Origin of the sequence: Winogradskyella sp. KYW1333, from assembly GCF_003335675.1 — a bacterium.
In the GTDB taxonomy this organism is placed as follows: Bacteria; Bacteroidota; Bacteroidia; order Flavobacteriales; family Flavobacteriaceae; genus Winogradskyella.
On sequence record NZ_QPHL01000015.1, the window covers coordinates 19,235 to 38,930 of the forward strand.

16 protein-coding genes and 1 other RNA gene are annotated in these 19,696 nt (G+C 33.7%); 4 read left to right on the forward strand and 13 right to left on the reverse strand.

What is annotated here, in order from left to right; genetic code table 11:
- Positions 1–13: 13 nt before the first annotated feature.
- From DUZ96_RS05745 to glgA, 8 genes are all read right to left on the reverse strand, one after another.
- Positions 14–1,348: an MFS transporter gene (locus tag DUZ96_RS05745; RefSeq protein ID WP_114301006.1), complete on the reverse strand. Its 1,335-nt coding sequence runs from the start codon at positions 1,346–1,348 to the stop codon at positions 14–16.
- Between the two features lie 67 nt (positions 1,349–1,415).
- On the reverse strand, positions 1,416–2,246 hold the full coding sequence (locus tag DUZ96_RS05750) for a M48 family metallopeptidase (protein ID WP_114301007.1): 831 nt from the start codon (positions 2,244–2,246) through the stop codon (positions 1,416–1,418).
- 82 nt (positions 2,247–2,328) lie between these two features.
- Positions 2,329–4,734 (reverse strand): glycoside hydrolase family 31 protein, encoded by a 2,406-nt coding sequence (locus DUZ96_RS05755; protein ID WP_114301008.1) that lies wholly within the window; start codon positions 4,732–4,734, stop codon positions 2,329–2,331.
- A gap of 152 nt (positions 4,735–4,886) precedes the next feature.
- A complete protein-coding gene (gene glgB / locus DUZ96_RS05760; RefSeq protein WP_114301009.1) occupies positions 4,887–6,797 on the reverse strand; it encodes a 1,4-alpha-glucan branching protein GlgB in 1,911 nt (636 codons plus the stop codon).
- 4 nt (positions 6,798–6,801) lie between these two features.
- Positions 6,802–8,433 (reverse strand): trehalose synthase, encoded by a 1,632-nt coding sequence (locus DUZ96_RS05765; protein WP_114301010.1) that lies wholly within the window; start codon positions 8,431–8,433, stop codon positions 6,802–6,804.
- A 2-nt stretch (positions 8,434–8,435) separates the two neighbouring features.
- Complete coding sequence (locus DUZ96_RS05770) at positions 8,436–10,373, reverse strand: alpha-1,4-glucan--maltose-1-phosphate maltosyltransferase (RefSeq protein WP_114301011.1); 1,938 nt, start codon at positions 10,371–10,373, stop codon at positions 8,436–8,438.
- A gap of 128 nt (positions 10,374–10,501) precedes the next feature.
- Positions 10,502–11,770, reverse strand: coding sequence for a glucose-1-phosphate adenylyltransferase (locus tag DUZ96_RS05775; RefSeq protein WP_114301012.1), 1,269 nt, complete (start codon positions 11,768–11,770; stop codon positions 10,502–10,504).
- A complete protein-coding gene (gene glgA / locus DUZ96_RS05780) occupies positions 11,767–12,978 on the reverse strand; it encodes a glycogen synthase (RefSeq protein WP_114301013.1) in 1,212 nt (403 codons plus the stop codon). Before glgA ends, DUZ96_RS05775 begins: the two co-directional genes overlap by 4 nt.
- 165 nt (positions 12,979–13,143) lie before the next feature.
- On the opposite strand from glgA, the gene msrB reads away from it, so the two are divergent.
- Genes msrB through lpdA form a run of 3 tightly spaced genes read left to right on the forward strand, consistent with a single transcriptional unit; the run spans position 13,144 to position 15,615 of the window.
- A complete protein-coding gene (gene msrB, locus DUZ96_RS05785; protein WP_114301014.1) occupies positions 13,144–13,638 on the forward strand; it encodes a peptide-methionine (R)-S-oxide reductase MsrB in 495 nt (164 codons plus the stop codon).
- Positions 13,631–14,182, forward strand: coding sequence for a DUF1572 family protein (locus DUZ96_RS05790; RefSeq protein WP_114301015.1), 552 nt, complete (start codon positions 13,631–13,633; stop codon positions 14,180–14,182). The genes msrB and DUZ96_RS05790 overlap by 8 nt, the downstream gene beginning before the upstream one ends.
- A 56-nt stretch (positions 14,183–14,238) precedes the next feature.
- Positions 14,239–15,615, forward strand: coding sequence for a dihydrolipoyl dehydrogenase (lpdA, locus tag DUZ96_RS05795; protein WP_114301016.1), 1,377 nt, complete (start codon positions 14,239–14,241; stop codon positions 15,613–15,615).
- Positions 15,616–15,666: 51 nt separating this feature from the next.
- On the opposite strand, the gene DUZ96_RS05800 is transcribed toward lpdA, so the two are convergent.
- The 3 genes from DUZ96_RS05800 to DUZ96_RS12915 form a co-directional block, all read right to left on the reverse strand.
- Complete coding sequence (locus tag DUZ96_RS05800; protein ID WP_114301017.1) at positions 15,667–16,143, reverse strand: outer membrane beta-barrel protein; 477 nt, start codon at positions 16,141–16,143, stop codon at positions 15,667–15,669.
- A gap of 6 nt (positions 16,144–16,149) precedes the next feature.
- Complete coding sequence (aroQ, locus tag DUZ96_RS05805) at positions 16,150–16,566, reverse strand: type II 3-dehydroquinate dehydratase (RefSeq protein WP_114301018.1); 417 nt, start codon at positions 16,564–16,566, stop codon at positions 16,150–16,152.
- Positions 16,567–16,697: 131 nt separating this feature from the next.
- Positions 16,698–16,859 carry a hypothetical protein gene (locus DUZ96_RS12915; RefSeq protein WP_181855239.1) on the reverse strand — a complete coding sequence of 54 codons (162 nt, stop codon included), beginning with the start codon at positions 16,857–16,859 and terminating at the stop codon, positions 16,698–16,700.
- 77 nt (positions 16,860–16,936) lie between these two features.
- Here DUZ96_RS12915 and xerD point away from each other — a divergent pair, with 77 nt between their 5' ends.
- Complete coding sequence (gene xerD, locus DUZ96_RS05810; protein WP_114301019.1) at positions 16,937–17,845, forward strand: site-specific tyrosine recombinase XerD; 909 nt, start codon at positions 16,937–16,939, stop codon at positions 17,843–17,845.
- 46 nt (positions 17,846–17,891) lie between these two features.
- On the opposite strand, the gene rny is transcribed toward xerD, so the two are convergent.
- Together rny and ssrS are read right to left on the reverse strand one after the other, a co-directional pair.
- Entirely contained in the window at positions 17,892–19,469 is a 1,578-nt protein-coding gene (rny, locus tag DUZ96_RS05815; RefSeq protein WP_114301020.1) for a ribonuclease Y, read from the reverse strand.
- Between the two features lie 57 nt (positions 19,470–19,526).
- Positions 19,527–19,656, reverse strand: a non-coding RNA gene (gene ssrS, locus DUZ96_RS05820) — 6S RNA.
- Between the last annotated feature and the right edge of the window lie 40 nt (positions 19,657–19,696).

The window sequence follows — 19,696 nt, forward strand, 5'->3', positions numbered from 1 at the left end:
AATATGGTATAGATTACTCTTCGACAATATAAACATTCTTAATTGTACTAAGAATAGCTAATCCTATTACAAAAAAGGTAATTAAAAACAATATTGAATACCTCATACTACCAGTTATACTTGCAACAAAACCGTACATAAACATACCTATTACTATACCTATTTTCTCGGCAACATCATAAAAACTAAAATAGGATGCTGTATCCTCAGTACCTAGAGGTATTAATTTGCTATATGTTGATCTAGATAAAGCTTGAATGCCACCCATAACCAAACCGACCGAAGCCGCGGTAATATAAAAATGAGTAGGTGTAGTTACAAAATAAGCAAAACCACAAATAAGAATCCAAATGCATATTACCCATATCAAGGCTTTAATATTCCCAATCTTTTTTGATAATTTCGCTGTATAATTAGCACCAAATACTGCAATTAATTGTATTAAAAGTATACTAACAATCAACCCTGTCGTAGAATCTTGCTTTCCCCAGTCTAATTCTTCAACAGCAAAATATGTTGCAGCTATCATTATAGTTTGAACTGCCATACTATAGATGAAAAAAGCAGACAAATAACGTTTTAAAATTTTGTTAGACTTTAGAGCAATCCATATTTTCTTTAATTCATTAAAGCCAGACATTAATACAGTTTTAGTGACCTTATGGCCTTCATGCGTTCCTGTTGGTAAATATTTAAAAGTATACTGCGCAAATAATATCCACCATACTCCAACTAAAATAAAGGCTATCCTAGTTGGTTGCACTTCACTTTCAAAACCAAACCATCCGTATTTTAATATCATCACAAGGTTTAAAAGGAGTAAAATCATACTACCTATATAACCTAATGAAAAGCCTTTTGCGCTAACCTTATCTTGCTGTTCAGGATAAGCAATATCTGGTAAATATGAATTATAAAATACAAGACTTCCCCAAAATCCTACTAAACCAAATACATAACAAAGCATTCCAAAAACTATATTCTCCAAAGAAAACCAATACAAACCAATACAAGACAAAGCACCTAAATAACAAAAGAACTTCATAAATGATTCTTTGTTACCCACATAATCTGAAATACCTGAAAGAATTGGCGATAGAAATGAAACAATAAGGAAACTGAAAGCTGTTACATAACTAATTAGGGAATCATTATTAAACTCATATCCTAGAAAAGTAACAGTATCATCTAATATTCTACCAGTTTCTTCGTCTTTGATTATGGTTAGTGCTCCATAAAATATAGGAAATACTGCCGATGAAATCACCAGTGGATAAACTGAATTTGCCCAATCATAAAATGCCCAAGCATGCAATAATTTTTTACTTCCTTTCTTAAGATTGCTCATATTTGTGTATTAAAAAAACTGTTCCTAAGAACAGCTTCTAATTTAATCAAATAATATGAAATCTATCTTAATTTAGAGGTCTAAATGAGGTTATACCAAATTTTTTAGCTTCTGCTTTAGCATCAGGTGCTAATGCTTGTAAATTTTGAATTCTTGTATCATTACTTGGATGTGTACTTAAGAACTCTGGTGGTGCTTGACCTCCACTATTTGCTTTCATACGCTTCCATAACTCCGCTGCTTCATCAGGATTATAACCAGCCATTGCCATTAAATATAATCCTATCTTATCAGCTTCAGTCTCATGCCCTCTACTAAAAGGTAAAACACCACCAATAGAAGAACCTAATCCATAAGCCTGCATCCACATTTGTTGTTTCTCTGGACTTTCGTTTCCGGTAGCAACTGCAACAGCTACACCTCCAGCCTGTTGGAGTATACCGGAGCTCATTCTTTGTTGTCCGTGATTTGCTAAAGCGTGTGCAACTTCATGACCCATTATAGAAGCAACACCTGTTTCGTTTTGAGCAATCGGCAAAATCCCAGTATAAAAGGCAATTTTACCACCTGGCATACACCAAGCGTTTACTTGTTCTGATTCGATTAACTTATATTCCCATTTGTAATCGTCTAAATATCCTTGGTAGCCATTAGCATTTAACCAGCGTTCTGCAGCAACGGCAATTCTTTGACCAACTCTCGTTATCATATCGGAATCAGATGTACCGGTGATTACCTTGTTTTCACTTAATACTTGACTATACTGAGCAAAGGCTGCTGGGAATAATTGGTCATTTGACACAAAGGCCATCGTTTTTTTTCCAGTGAATGGATTGGTTGCGCATGATACAATCACCGCAATAACACCAACAGTTAGTAATATTTTTTTAAGTCGCATCGCTAATGGTTTTTATGACGAATACTAATTTACAAAAATGAATTCATCAATTTGACCCGAAAATTATGATTTGGTCACTTATTTATTTACTAATTATATGCAACTCTGAGAAATTCTTATCCACAACAAAGGAGCTTGTTCCATTGGACACTAAATGATTCAATGAGATTTTCTCATTATCTATCTGAATTTCACCAATTTCAAATGGTAGACCATGAACTTTTATTTTAAAGGTTTCGTATGGTGTAATAAATTTACCCTCTTTGTGCTGATTAATAATAAGTTCTTTTGTTCTACCTGTTAATTTAAAGGTTCTAAGACTATATCTTCCCTTTTTGTAATCAAAACCATCATTAGCATCGCTATACAACTCACTAGATTCTTTACCTTTCTTGTAATAGATTTCTAATGTTATTTCGTCGATGTTTTTTTCACCTACATATTGTTGTATTGGATATTTAGGAATGACTGTACCTTCTTTAATAAAGATTGGCATACTGTCAATATCAGAGTCAACCCACATTTCTTTACCTCCTTTTACAATCTCATCAGTCCAGTAGTCATACCAGTTGCCTCGAGGCACATACATTCTGCGTCCTTTAGCATTTGGTTCTAAAACAGGACAAGCTAATATTTGCTCACCAAAAATAAATTCATCAGTTCTATAATGGGTGTGTACATCTTCTTGATCATAGAGTACCAAAGATTTTAAGATAGGTGTCCCATGATCAGCATAATTATAAAATGCAGTGTACAGATATGGTAAGAGCTGATATCTAATTTCAATAAATTTTCTAACAATATCAGTTACATCCTCATCAAATGCCCATGGTTCTTGATCGCCATGATCTCCCGATGAATGTACTCTAAAAAATGGGTGAAATACTCCAAGTTGAATCCAACGCGTAAAAAGTTCACCTTGTGGTTGCTCAGCAAAACCTCCTATATCGCTACCTGCAAATGAGAAACCAGACATGGCTAGTCGTTGGGCTTGGATATTAGCAATCCACAAATGTTCCCACGTAGCTACATTATCACCTGTCCAAGTCGACGTATATCGCTGGGTGCCAGAATATGCTGCCCTTGTAATAACAAATGGACGCTTAGGATAGCTATATTTTTTTAATCCTTGGTAAGTGGCTCTTGCCATCTGCATACCATATACATTGTGAGCCTTTTTATGACTGCAAGGATTACCATCATAGTCGTGACGTACGTCATCTGGGAATGTTTTATTAGGAACTTCCATTACCGCAGGTTCGTTCATATCATTCCAAACTCCTTTAATACCTATTTCTTCGATTAGTTCTTTAAACAGACCAGACCACCAATCTCTTACTTCTGGATTTGTAAAATCAGGGAAATAACATTCACCTGGCCAAACTTTACCTTTCATATATGGTCCATCCGCACGCTTACAAAAATAATCTTTTTCTAGAGCCTCTTTAAATACAGAATAGTCCTTATCTATTTTAATTCCCGGATCAATTATAGCAACGGTTTTAAAGCCCTGTTCTTTAAGCTCTTTCACCATTCCCTTTGGATCTGGAAAATATTCCTTGTTCCATGTGAAACAACGGAAACCATCCATATAATCAATGTCTAAATAAATAGCATCGCAAGGAATTTTAAGTTTTCTAAACGTAGAAGTAATTTCTTTTACTTTACTCTCAGGGTAATAACTCCATTTACATTGATGAAAACCAAGTGCCCATAATGGTGGTAATTCATGTGGTTTTCCTGTCAAGTCAGTATAACTTTCTACGACATCGCTCATTTTTGGACCATAGAAAAAGTAATAGTTCATTTCCCCTCCTTGTGCCCAAAAGCTTGTGACATTACGTCTTTCTTGCGCAAAATCAAAGTACGTTTGAAAAGTATTATCAAAGAAAATACCATAAGCCTTGTCATGATGAAGACCTGTATAAAATGGAATAGCCTTATAAATAGGGTCTGTATCCTTACCATAAGCATAAGAATCAGTTACCCAATTATTATAGCGTTTTCCCTTAAGATTTAAATGATTTGGTTTGTCTCCAAGTCCGTAATAGCTTTCACCATCATTTGAGACTTTACTCATTTTAACAATATTGCCTCCATATTGATAACTTTCCTCCCAGTGAAATCCAATTTCATCTTCATTTATAAGTACACCATCCTTAACATCGAATAATGATATCCTTAGGCTTTCTTTAGAAATCTCACAACGTAATTTTGACGTTATTACAATATAACAATCTTCGTTTTCCTCAATTTCTAGTTTATTATAACCAGTACTAGCGTATTTAGTAATTGCATACGAAAAGTCATTATCAAAATTACCCACTGTTGTATATCTGAATCTGAGCAGACTATCTCTAACTACTGTTAACTGAAGAATAACATCATTATCCGTTGAGAAATATAATTTATCAACATCCTTTTCAAAGCCTATTATTTTTGAAGGGAACTGATTCCCTTTATTTTCTAATTCTGTATTTGTAATCATAGCATGATTTTAATCAAAAAACACGTAAAAAAACGGAAAAAATAGAACTTAAGAAAGTGTATAATAGTCTAATTATATAGAATTGTTAACTATAACGTTTTCGGTTAGTTATTTTATTTATCTCACAATTTTTATATCAAAATAATAAGATTTTAACGAGTGTATTTTAAAACTACTGCGCCTAAGGGTGGAATATTTACATCTATTGAATTATCCCTGAATTGCCAAGATTCTGGTTTTGTGGATTGCACTTTATTCTTGTATTCACCACTACCGAAATACTTTTTTAGGTTGCTATTAAATATTTCTTTTAGTTTGCCTTTTCTAGGCACTCCCATTTTATAATTTTCCCTCGGTACAGGCGTCATATTACAAGCGATAACTAAATCATTTGATTCATCGTTTCCTTTTCTAATATACACTAAGACCGAATTCTCCGAATCGTTATAATCAATCCATTCAAATCCTTCACCTGAAAATTGCTTTTCGTAAAGTGCTGGTTCATTTTTATAAAGTATATTTAAATCCTTTATTAATGCCTGCACACCATTATGAGGCGCATATTGAAGCAAATGCCAATCTAGACTTTGTTGAAAATTCCATTCTTCACTCTGACCAAATTCAGCACCTTGAAATAATAAGTTTGTTCCTGGATGAGTAAACATATATGAGTAGAGCAATCTCAAATTAGCAAATTTTTGCCATTCATCTCCAGGCATACGACCTAATATGGAACGCTTTCCATAAACCACCTCATCATGACTCAATGGTAACATAAAGTTCTCGGTAAACGCATAGGTCATACTAAAGGTTAAATCATTTTGGTGATGTTTTCTATAAATAGGTTCTTTAGCAAAATACTGTAAGGTATCATGCATCCATCCCATCATCCATTTCATTCCAAACCCTAATCCTCCAATACTTGTAGGCTTTGACACCATTGGAAAAGACGTAGATTCTTCTGCAATAGTCTGTACATCTGGATATGTAGAATAAACCGCTTCATTCATTTCCCTCATAAAGGAAATTGCTTCTAAATTCTCCCTACCACCAAACATATTAGGTTCCCACTCACCGTCTTCCCTACTATAATCCAAAAATAACATAGATGCCACAGCATCAACACGCAAACCATCAGCATGATATTGATCTAACCAAAAAATTGCATTACTGATTAGGAAAGATTTAACCTCATTACGACCGTAATTAAAAATCAAACTCTTCCAATCTGGATGATACCCTTTTCTCTTATCCGGATGCTCGTACAATGCTGAACCATCAAAGAAACCAAGACCATGAGTATCTTCTGGAAAGTGTGATGGTACCCAATCTAAAATAATACCAATGTCATTTTGGTGTAGTTTATCAACTAGTAATTTAAATTCTTCAGGATAACCAAAACGAGACGTAGGTGCAAAATAACCTGTAAGTTGATAACCCCAAGATGGATCATAAGGATATTCCATAACAGGCATCAATTCTACATGCGTAAAGTTCATTTCCTTTACATATTTCACTAGATCATCCGATAATTCTTTATAAGAAAGAAATCTATTTTCTTCCAACTGTTTTTTCCATGAACCCAAATGTACTTCATAAACCGAATAAGGTGCATTTAGCGCATTGTGAACCTTACGCTTTTTCATCCATTTAGTATCCTTCCACTTGTAATTGTCATCCCAAACTATTGAAGCTGTATTGGGTGGATGCTCGCAGCGTCTTGCATAAGGATCTGCTTTTTCTGTTTTAATATCGTTATGATGACTGTGAATTTTATACTTGTATACATTTCCTTTACCTACTTCTGGGATAAAACCTTCCCATACTCCACTGCCATCCCAACGTACATTAAGTTTGTGGTCTCCTTCTAACCAATAATTAAAGTCTCCTACAACGGATACCATTTTTGCACTTGGTGCCCAAACTGCAAAATAGGTTCCTTCTACACCATTAACAGTAGTCATATGCGAACCAAATTTTTTGTATAGGCGATAGTGTTTACCCGATTTAAATAAATCTATATCAAAATCAGTGAATAAGCTGTGTGCAATTACTTCTGCCATAAAATTAGTGGTTGATTATATTTGAAATTCCTTTTAGTGGAATCACTGCCCATCTTGGGCGTGAATTAAGTTCGTAACCCAATTCATAAACTGCTTTTTCAAGCAATGAATATTTAAGCAAAAAGATGCGTTCTTGTTGATAACCTATATTGATGTTTGCATCTTGTATCTCCTGTACATAAGTACCTAAAAACAATCCAATAAAATATTGATATAATATTTCTCCAGCTTCAAAGAGTGCTTCTTTACTCTGTGTGTAATTATCTAAATTGTTGAATATTGTCGCATATATTGCATAATGAAACGATCTAAATAAGCCTGCAACATCTTTTAATGGTGGCTGTTTCACCTTACGGTCTCTAATAGTACTCTCAGGTTCACCTTCAAAATCTAAAATGTAGAAATCGTCATCCTTTACCAAGATCTGTCCCAAATGATAATCGCCGTGAACCCTTAAACGTTCACCTTTTAACTTAGTCCAATCAAACTTTACAAAGCGTTTTCTAATTTCATTTTTCTTTTCAAGAAACTCATTAGCTAGTTCAAGCGCTAATCCTTCTAACTTATGAAGGTTGTTCTCTATAGCATTCAATCGATTCTGAAATTGATATAATAATCTGTTTTTTAACCAAACCGTATAGTCACCATTAAAACGTGTTGGCGTGAATGAAGTATCTTCAAATTCTGAACCCAATGCTATATGCATTTCTGCCGTTCGCTTAGCCAATGTCTGAATCTTTGTGAACACATTAAGTCCAGCCCAAACAATAATTTGTGGTGGAATATCTCTTATATCCAATCGCTCAAACATTTCAGTATGTGGCAAACGATCTATCCTTATATTCTTATATTCTAAATTTAAAAAAATCTTATGTAGTTCCTGAAGCATATATTCCCAAGCATCACCTTCATTAGGCACCATTTCATTCATTAAGGCAATAGTAATATTAGTATTTTCATGATCTTTTATTTGCACACAACCTAAATAGGCTGGAGTATTTTTAAAATCTTTCTTTTCGGAAAGAAAACGGCTCATTTCATAATCTGGATTTCGGTCTGCATAAATTCTTCTGAAGAATTTTAAAACATACTTTTCATTATAGATTATGGATGTATTGCTCTGTTCCATTCCCATGAATCGAGATGATTCATATATACAATCCTTAAATATTGAGCTCTTTTTATACTGAACACGCGTTCTATCCTTTGGTACAGCCGTTAAGATACGCTCAAAAACAACCTTTCTAAAGGCTTCTAGATTTACAGCATCAATAATAAATCCTTCTTGATTTTGAATACTAATAGGAAGTAAACGATCGTCCTTTGCAAAACTCTCGTCTGAAACAAATGCAATAGGTAAAAAATAATGCTGAAAAAATGCCTCATAAAAATTTACCTCTAGTATTAAACCATAATATGCTTCTTCATTTTGCTGAATCCGAAAATACTCAGCAAGTTCAATATATTTCAACCTACTAGATTTACCACCATACCATCTCTGCTTTATTATATAGTTTTCAAGAATATCAGAGAGAAATATTTTGATGAAATCCTCATTCTCCATTATTTCCTCCCACTGTACATTAAAATTGTACGGTGTCTTAAGATCAACGGTTGTGGATTTCTTTTTAGACATTACTATTTATTTATTTTAAATATATGAAATGGCAATGTTGGATGTAACTCTATAAAATTCCACTCATTATACCAATTATAACTACTTCCTGTTACCAAATCACTTACAGTAATTTGATGTCCAGAATGAACGCCAATTTCATGCAATGGTAATTGCACTGTACCTTGTTGTGCGTAGTATTGATCTAGACTTACAATGATAAGAAGTTCATCTGTTTTTGAATCGTTCCATTTATAGAAAGCTAAAAGATTATCATTTTCTACATGACAAAATTTAATATTATTTGTCTGCTGCAATGCCTCATGCTCATGACGAATAGCATTTACCTTAGATATTATGGAAGTAAGTTTGTTTTGAACATTCCAATCATAATGTTTTACTTCAAATTTTTCAGACATGTAATATTCTTCCTTACCTGGAATAGCCTCATCCAACTGTTGTTCAAATACAGGTCCATAAATCCCAATATTAGAACTTAAAGTTGCTGCCAGCACATAGCGCTGGATGTATTTTGATTCATTGGCTCCTTGCAAATGATATGGGTTGATATCGGGTGTATTTGGCCAAAAATTCGGTCGCATATATTCACGTTGATCAGTCTGAGTCAATTCTGTCATATACTCAATTAACTCATGCTTATTGTTCCTCCACGTGAAATATGTATATGATTGGGTATAGCCTTGCTTAGCTAATTGTTGCATTACCTTTGGTTTTGTAAAAGCCTCCGCTAAGAAAATAACGTCTGGGTGCTTCTTTTTCACCTCTGATATTGCCCAATTCCAAAAATAATAAGGTTTTGTATGTGGGTTATCAACCCTGAAGATATTAATACCACAATCAATCCAATACAGAAGTATATCCAAACACTCATTCCAAAGCGATTCATACTCTTTACCTTCCCAATAAATAGGTAATATATCTTGATATTTTTTAGGTGGGTTTTCAGCATATTGAACGGTACCATCAGGTCGCCATTTAAACCAATCTGGATTAGATTTTACCCATGGATGATCTGGAGCAGCCTGCAACGCATAGTCCATAGCTATTTCAATATTGAGCTCCTTAGCCTTCTTAATTAATCTTTTAAAATCGCTAAGTTTTCCTAATTGCGGGTGCAAATCTTTATGGCCACCATGTTTTGATCCTATTCCCCAAGCAGAACCTACATCATTATCATTAGCTTCAGTTGTGTTATTTTGGCCTTTACGATTTACCTCACCTATAGGATGAACAGGTGGGAAATACAAAGTATCAAAGCCCATCTCTGCAACTCTTGGCAACAGTCTTTCACAATCTTTAAATGTACCGTGCTGACCAACTACTTCAGAAGATGATCTTGGAAAGAATTCATACCATGTACTAAACAGTGCTTTCTTCCTATCTACATAAACCTTTAGTTCTTCTGACTCATTTGCATGAAACTTAGCTGGATAGTTAACAAAAATACCATGAAGTTTATGAGATATTGCTTCCTTAATAGCATCGTCATAATGAGCATCATTGTTAAAACAATCAATACAATATTTTAGGTATTCTTGATCTTCTTTAGAAACCTTTTTTAATAATGGCTTTAAAAATGTAACCCCTTCCAATAATTCAGATTTTACATGCTGATTGTCATCAATTTTCCTTTCAATTCCATGTTGCCAGTTTAATGGATGATCCACCCATCCCTGAACTTTATAAGAATAGAAACCTCGCTTCTCAACTTGAAAAGATGCTTTCCACTCGTCATTTCCTACATGGTGCATTCTTACCTCTCTCCATCTACGCTCATTCTCGTGTTTATAAAGTACAGATGAGACAATGACATCGTGTCCATCAACTAATACATGAGCATCTACATTTACAATTTCATTTTTAATACGTTTTATAAAAAATTCCCCACAATTTAATTGTGGTGAAACTGCGTCTATTACTACACGTTTTTGATTTTGCATAATGCTGGTTAATTGTTATTTACATAGCGAAAGTACTATACATTATCGACAAATAAAAAAGATAAAATATAGCATATTAAACTATAACGTTTGAATTGTATAAGTATTTATAATTAAAGGTGTAATTACTATTGAATAATCGTACCAGAGGGAATAATAGAATCCTTTTTTACTACCACAATACCATCTTTAATAAGATAATTTTTAGTTTCTTTATCTTTTAATTGACTACCTCCATTAATCCTAACGTCGTCACCAATTCTACAGTTTTTATCAAGTATTGCATTTTTAATGAAACATCGTTCTCCTATACCCATAAAGATATTTATCTTTTTTTCTTGAACTTCCTCAAGAGACTCGTACATATCATTACCCATCATATAACAGTTGATTACTGTTGATTCAGCTCCAATCCTGGATCGAATACCAATAACGGAACGCTCTATTTTAGCCGCATGAATCATGCAACCCTCAGAAATTACAGTTCTGTCTAATAATGTCCCTGATATTTTTGACGTTGGTAATATTCGAGCATTTGTATAAATGCGCTGTTCGTTATCATAAAGATTGAATTTTGGGATTTCATCTGTTAATCCAAGATTAGCCTCAAAGAAACTATCAATATTACCTATATCCGTCCAATATCCTTCAAATTGATAGCTCAATGTTTTATGATTCTTGATTGCTCCTGGAATAATTTCCTTACCAAAATCTACCGTATCCGGATTTTTTAATAATTCTACCAAAAGTTCCCTATTGAATATATAAATTCCCATTGATGCTAGGTAATTTCTTCCGACTTTATTCATGTCTTCACTCACAGGTGACGTCCAATCTGGTAAAAGCGAAGTGTTTGGTTTTTCAATAAATGATGATATAAAATTATTTTGATCTGTTTTAAGTATACCAAATGATGTTGCTTCCTTTGCATTTACTGGCTGTGTTGCGATTGAAATTTCTGCTCCACTTGCCTCATGTGCCTCAATCATTTCATTAAAGTCCATTTGATACAATTGATCTCCAGATAAGATTAACGCATATTCAAAGTCATGTCTTAAAAAATGATGCAAGCTTTGTCTTACGGCATCGGCAGTGCCTTGAAACCATTTATCACTAGCAATTGTTTGTTCTGCTGCTAATACATCTACAAATGCAGAACTGAAGAAACTAAAGTGATATGTATTTTTAATATGCCTATTTAATGATGCCGAGTTAAACTGTGTCAAAACATACATCCGTTTTATACTAGAATTGATACAGTTTGAAATAGGAATATCCACCAAACGATATTTTCCTGCAATTGGCACAGCTGGTTTAGATCTTTTTTCTGTCAATGGATACAGTCTAGATCCTTGACCTCCTCCTAAAATTATGCTTAAGACTTTGTCATTTATCATTTGTCTTGTATTATAGATTTATATATCGATTTTGTTTGTTTTGCAATGGATTTCCAGTCAAAAAAGTCTTCTACTCTTTTTCTTCCCTTTATGGCCATTTGATCTCTTAGTTCTTTATCATTAATTAATTTGTTAACTCCATCAGCTAAATCTTTTGAGAATTTATCTGGATTAACAGGTTCAAAAGGAGCAACTTTTTGTTGTTCTAAATTCACTAATAATCCTGTTTCGCCTTCAACTACTACTTCTTTTATTCCACCAACTGCACTTGCTACAACCGCCGTTTCACAAGCCATAGCCTCAATATTTATTATTCCAAATGGTTCATATATAGAAGGACAACAAAAAACAGAAGCATTAGAATACAATTGTATAACATCTTTCTTATCCAACATTTTATCAATCCAAAAGATATTATTCCTAGATTCTGATGCCTCAGCAACTGCATCCTCCATTTCCATAGCAATTTCTTCAGTATCTGGAGCACCTGCGCATAATACAATTTGAGTATCTGGATCTATATATTTTATTGCATTTACCAAATGAATAATTCCTTTTTGTCTAGTGATCCTGCCTACAAATAACACATAAGGTTTAGATTGATCTATTCCATATGATTCTATAACATCGGTTTCTTTAACAACAACATATTCCTTTAAGTCAATACCATTATAAACTACTTCAATTTTATTTTCATCTACATCAAAGTGCTTTATAACATCTTCTTTTGTTTCTTCAGAAACAGCAATTAAACAATCAGCCATCTCAATAGCAGTTTTTTCAATCCATGACGATGCGTCGTAACCTAGACCTAACTGCTCTCTCTTCCATGGCCTAAGGGGTTCTAAAGAATGTGTAGTTACCACTAGAGGCGTACCATAACACAATTTTGCCATAATTCCGGCAAAATGAGAGTACCACGTATGACAATGAACCACATCCGCATCAATCAGATCCGCATTCATATGTAAACCTGTACTTAATGTTTTAAAAATAGATTTTAACTTGGCATCGCTATCTTCAAATAGTCCATCTTCAAATGGATAACCTTTTACATTAAGTTTTGAGTTACCGATTTTTTGGTCTCCAAATGCCCTAACATCAACTTGCATTAATTGAGCTAATTCCTTAGCCAAATATTCAACATGTACTCCAGCACCTCCATAAACATATGGTGGAAATTCTCTAGTTAAAAACAATACTTTCATCAAAAAATCTATTGAGTGATTAAATTCGACTACAAAAAAACAAAAGAGTTATTTAAATTAATCAAAAAAATGTAATACTTAACAATAAAATAAACGAAAACGGTTTAGTAAGCTTTTAACTTTTATTGCGACAATTTTAACTCGCTTTTTTTATAATTTTATAGCATGAAAAAGATATTGATTTTAACCTTAGTAGCAATTTTTTATAGTTGTGATGGTTCCGCTCAAAAAAAAGAAACAAAACAAAAAGAAACTTATCCTATATCCAAGACTGATGCCGAATGGAAAAAACAGCTTACGGATATGCAATACTACGTTTTAAGGAAAGCGGGTACAGAACGGGCATTTTCAAGTCCATTTAACAAGAATTATGAAGATGGGGTTTATTATTGCGTCGCATGCGATACACCATTGTTTAAAAGTGAACATAAATTTGATTCTGGGTCTGGTTGGCCAAGTTTTGATAAAGAAATAAAAGGGAATGTTGCTTTTTCAACAGATTACAACATTGGTTATGCACGCACAGAAGAGCATTGTGCAACGTGTGGTGGCCATTTGGGTCATGTTTTTAATGATGGTCCTAGAAATACAACTGGTCAAAGACACTGCATTAATGGTGCTGCCTTAAATTTTATTCCTTCAAAAAAGAGAGATGATTAGTTATTTAGATAGCGTAAGAAAACAATTTGAGTATTATAAAAGCATAGGAGATAAAACTTTTGAGCAACTGTCATTTGAAGAACTAAAAATTCAGTTCACGCAAGATTCAAATTCAATATCAATTATTGTAAAACATCTTGTTGGCAATATGCTCAGTCGTTGGACCAACTTTTTAACAGAAGACGGAGAAAAAGAATGGCGTCAACGTGATAAAGAATTCATTGACAACTATTCAAACAAGGAAGATCTGTTTAATTCATGGAACAAGGGCTGGAGTTGTCTTTTTAACACACTTGACGCAATTAATAATAATGACCTAAACCATATAGTTTATATTAGAAACCAAGGTCATACAGTCACCGAAGCCTTAAACCGTCAAATGATGCACTATGCTTATCATATAGGCCAAATTGTATATATAGGTAAACTTGTTAAAGGTAAAGATTGGAAATCGTTGTCAATATCTAAAGGAGAATCTAAAACATATAACCAAGAAAAATTTGCAAAAGATAAAGGTCAAAGACATTTTACTGAAGACCTTTAATATTACATTTTCGTTTCGTAAATTCGTACCCTTAAATTTCAACTAAAAAATTACGCATGAGTAAATACGATGTAATAGTACTAGGAAGTGGTCCAGGTGGTTATGTGACAGCGATAAGAGCATCTCAATTAGGCTTCAAAACTGCTGTAGTAGAAAAAGAAAGTTTAGGGGGTGTTTGTTTAAATTGGGGATGTATTCCTACAAAGGCTCTTCTAAAATCTGCACAGGTATTTGAATATCTTAAACATGCTCAAGACTATGGTTTAAACGTAAAAGATGCAAAACATGATTTTGATGCTGTTGTAAAGCGCAGTCGCAGTGTTGCTGAAGGCATGAGTAATGGTGTGAAATTCTTAATGAAAAAGAATAAGATTGATGTCATTGAAGGATTTGGAAAATTAAAGCCAGGTAAAAAAATTGACGTTGACGGAACCGAATACTCTGCTGACCACATTATAATTGCTACTGGAGCACGTTCTCGCGAATTGCCAAGTTTACCTCAGGACGGAAAAAAAGTAATTGGCTACAGACAAGCAATGACCTTAGACAAACAGCCTAAGAAAATGATAGTTGTTGGTTCTGGTGCCATTGGTGTTGAGTTTGCATATTTCTATAATTCAATGGGTACAGAGGTAACCATTGTAGAATATTTGCCAAAAATTGTTCCTGTTGAGGATGATGAAGTATCTAAACAATTAGAACGTAGCTTTAAAAAATCTGGGATTAAAATTATGACTTCTGCTGAGGTTACTTCTGTTGATACATCTGGCAAAGGCGTAAAAGCAACTGTTAAGACTAAAAAAGGCGAAGAAGTATTAGAAGCTGACATCGTATTATCTGCAGTAGGAATAAAATCTAATATTGAAAATATAGGACTTGAAGATGTAGGGGTAGCGGTAGACAGAGACAAAATACTGGTTAATGATTATTATCAAACCAATATACCTGGTTACTATGCCATTGGAGATGTAACACCAGGACAAGCTTTGGCTCACGTAGCTTCAGCAGAAGGTATTCTTTGTGTTGAGAAAATTGCGGGACATCATGTTGAAGCCTTAGACTACGGAAATGTTCCAGGTTGCACCTATTGTTCTCCAGAAATCGCAAGTGTAGGGCTTACCGAAGCACAAGCGAAAGAGCAAGGCTATGAAATCAAAGTTGGTAAATTTCCTTTTTCTGCATCTGGAAAAGCAAGTGCTGGAGGAAACAAAGAAGGGTTTGTTAAAGTGATTTTTGATGCCAAATATGGTGAATGGCTCGGATGCCATATGATTGGAGCTGGTGTTACAGATATGATTGCTGAAGCTGTATTAGGAAGAAAATTAGAAACTACAGGTCATGAAGTTCTAAAGGCGGTCCATCCTCACCCAACAATGAGCGAAGCTGTTATGGAAGCTGTTGCAGATGCTTATGATGAAGTGATACACCTGTAATTATTTATAATAACTAAGACTATACAAAGCGATTCAATTGAGTCGCTTTTTTTATAGTCGATATCCTAAACCGAGAAACATAACATTTGGCGAAAGTTCTTCAAAGCCTAAAGTATATTTCATATGCAAATCGAGGTTTGAAGATAAATCATAAGCCAAACTTATGTCTGCACGTACCTTGAACTTGTTAGAAAAGAAATCAAAAAAGTAATTTAAACTAGGTCCAATCAGTATATGAAATTGGTTGTTGACATTATAATTTAAATAAACTGGGGCATTTAAGAATTGAAAATCGCTTATACCTATATACAATAATTCGGGCTGAATATGTAGATTAGCATCAATTTCAAAATCAGCAAAAAAACCACCATAAAAGCCTATTTCTGTATCAGGATATTCACCAAAGTTAATTTCATCTACTTTAAAGAAGGTAATATTTACACCACCCTTAACTCCGAAGTCTGTCTGTGCCTGGGAATAACTTAAATAGAATATTAAACAGAAAATGGTAAGTAAAAACTTATTCATATACAATTAGTAAAAACTTTCAATTGCGAGGTCGTAACTTTTTAGACCAAAACCTAAAATAACACCCTTTGCATTAGGTGAAATATAAGAGTGATGCCTATATTCCTCACGAGAAAAGGTGTTGGATATATGAACTTCTACTACAGGTGTTTCAATACCTTTTATTGCATCGCCAATACCAACTGAAGTATGTGTGTACGCGGCCGCATTTAAAATAATTCCGTCATAATTAAAACCGACCTCTTGTAGTTTGTCTATAAGCTCACCTTCTATATTAGACTGATAATATTCTAATTTAAAATTGTTGTATTTAGACTTTAAATTTTTAAAATAGTCCTCAAATGTTTGAGAGCCATAAATTTCAGGCTCACGTTTGCCAAGTAAGTTTAAATTTGGCCCATTTATTATTATCAGTTTCTTCATGAAGTAAAGATATTAAAATAAGAGTATAAAAAAACCAAAGCAGTTTAGCTTTAGTTCAGTTAAAACTTTTGATTAAGTATTATAGTAAAAACACTCCTCCAACATTAAAAGTCTAATTAAAAAAAGATAATTTACTTTTTAATCAAATCTATACGAGTTATTTTACGCTTCTTAAGGTTTGTCATTGTTTTAATGGTATTAATACCATCCAAAAATTCAACAATTGCAGTGTTGGAGCCAATCGATCCCTCTGAATCCGAATGAATTGTGAGCTGTACTTTTTGGGTGTCCATTTTTAGTTCAATAATTCTTTTAAAAAATTAAAAAACACTTTACGCTATTGGTAAAGTGTTTTTTTTATTTTTAACTAATGAAATGGCAAAATGCACTAATTGATTACCAACACTATCTCAAAATTGAACGTGGGTTATCTCAAAACTCCATTGAGAATTATAGCTATGATATTAAAAAGCTAATAAATTACTTAGAAGACCATTCGAGTACTAAAAATCCCATATCCATTGATGATGATACTGTAAAACAGTTTATTTACTTTATTTCAAAAACTATTAATCCTAGATCGCAAGCGAGACTTATTTCTGGTCTACGTAATTTCTTTGACTATCTAATCTTTGAAAATTATAGAACAGCAAATCCACTTGACTTAATAGAATCACCAAAAATTGGAAGAAAACTACCAGACACACTTTCAGTTGAGGATATTGATTTACTGATTAAAACCATAGATCTTAGTTATCAATACCAAGGCATTAACCTTGGTGAGCGCAATAGAGCAATAATTGAAACCTTATATAGTTGTGGACTTCGAGTTAGTGAATTAATTGAATTGAAAATCTCTGATTTATTTTTTGACGAAGGGTTTATAAAAGTAACAGGAAAGGGAGATAAACAAAGGTTTGTCCCAATTGGTTCAAACACACAGAAATTCATAAATATCTGGAGAAACATTAGAAATAAAATACAAGTTCAACCGGATTCTAAAGATGTGTTGTTTTTAAACTACAAGGGGAAGAAACTTACGCGAGCAATGGTCTTTACGATTATCAAAAAATTAGTTGAAAAATCAGGGTTAAAAAAGAATGTTTCTCCTCACACCTTTAGACATTCTTTTGCTACACATCTGTTAGAAAATGGAGCAGATTTAAGAGCTATACAAATGATGTTGGGTCATGAGAGCATCACCACAACAGAGATTTACATGCACGTAGATCGATCGCATTTAAGCGATGTCTTAAATAAATTTCATCCTAGAAAATAAAAAAGCGTTCAAAAAATTGAACGCTTTTGTTCTATTTAAGTTCTTATTATTTGGCAATATTTACTGCTCTCGTTTCTCTTATTACAGTAACCTTAACTTGCCCAGGATAAGTCATATCGGTTTGGATTTTTTGTGAAATCTCAAATGACAAACTTGCGGCTTTATCATCTGATACTTTTTCGCTTTCAACAATTACTCTTAGCTCTCTACCAGCTTGAATAGCATAAGCTTTCTTTACACCGGTAAATCCAAATGCGACGTCCTCCAAATCCTTGAGCCTTTGGATATAAGAATCTAGTACTTGTCGTCTTGCGCCTGGTCTTGCGCCAGAAATAGCATCACAAACCTGTATTATTGGAGAAAGTAAGGTTGTCATTTCAATCTCATCATGGTGTGCACCAATCGCATTACAAACATCTGGTTTTTCTCCGTATTTCTCTGCCCATTGCATTCCTAAAATTGCATGTGGTGTTTCAATATCTGCCTCTGATGATGGGACTTTACCAATATCATGAAGAAGTCCTGCTCGCTTAGCTAACTTTGGATTCAATCCTAATTCTGCAGCCATAATACCACAAAGTTTAGCAACCTCACGTGAGTGTTGCAATAAGTTTTGACCATAAGACGAACGGTACTTCATACGACCAACCATCTTTATTAATTCTGGGTGCAAACCATGAATACCTAAATCAATCACTGTACGCTTACCAACTTCAATAATCTCTTGCTCAATCTGTTTTTGAGTTTTTCTAACCACTTCTTCAATTCGTGCCGGATGTATCCGACCATCAGTAACCAATTTGTGTAGCGACAGTCTTGCAATTTCTCTTCGGACAGAATCAAAACAAGAAAGAATAATTGCTTCTGGAGTATCATCAACAATAATTTCTACACCTGTGGCAGACTCAATAGCTCTAATATTTCTTCCTTCTCTACCAATTATTCTACCCTTGACATCATCAGATTCTATATTAAAAACAGAGACACAATTATCAATGGCTTCTTCAGTACCAATTCTTTGAATGGTATTTATAATGATCTTCTTAGCTTCTTGTTGAGCAGTTAACTTAGCCTCTTCTAACCTATCTTGCACAAAAGCCATAGCATCAGTTTTAGCTTCCTCCTTTAATGATTCTACAAGCTGTTCCTTAGCTTCCTCAGCAGAAAGTTGTGAAATTACCTCTAGTTGCTTTATTTGGCTTTTATGAGCCTTTTCAACTTCAACTTTTTTCTTCTCTAAAAATTCTAACCTGAAGTCGTAATCTTTAATTTTACTCTCAAGTGATTGGTTAGATTTTTTTGCTTTTGATAATTCGTTTGAAATTTGAGATTCTTTATCTCTTATGCGCTTCTCAGATTCTGCCATTTTTTTGTCCCTAGACAAAATTACCTTCTCATGCTCTGCCTTAAGTTCAATAAACTTCTCCTTTGCTTGTAATATTTTGTCTTTCTTTAGCGCTTCGGCATCAGTTTTAGCCTGCTTGAGAATAGATTTAGATTCAATTTCAGCATCCTTCATTAACTTTGATGCCCTTCCCTTACCCATTGATTTGGTAATTATTAAACCTAATATAAATCCTAAAACTACGCCTCCAACAATATATAAAATTGTGTTAGTATCCATGTTTGTTGTTTAGTATTAGTATATAAAAAAAGCCTACATCAATTTTGGATTTTGTATAAACTCCTTAAAAACAAGTTTAGGGCTAACAAGCTGATCAAAAATCTGTCTAAGATACCAAAACACGTTTAGCACTAACAGCACAATTTTACAACTTTAACTCACCCTTTTTAAAGAATTAACGTTGAGTTTATCAAAAAATATAACTAATGTAGGCAGTAACCTTTGTA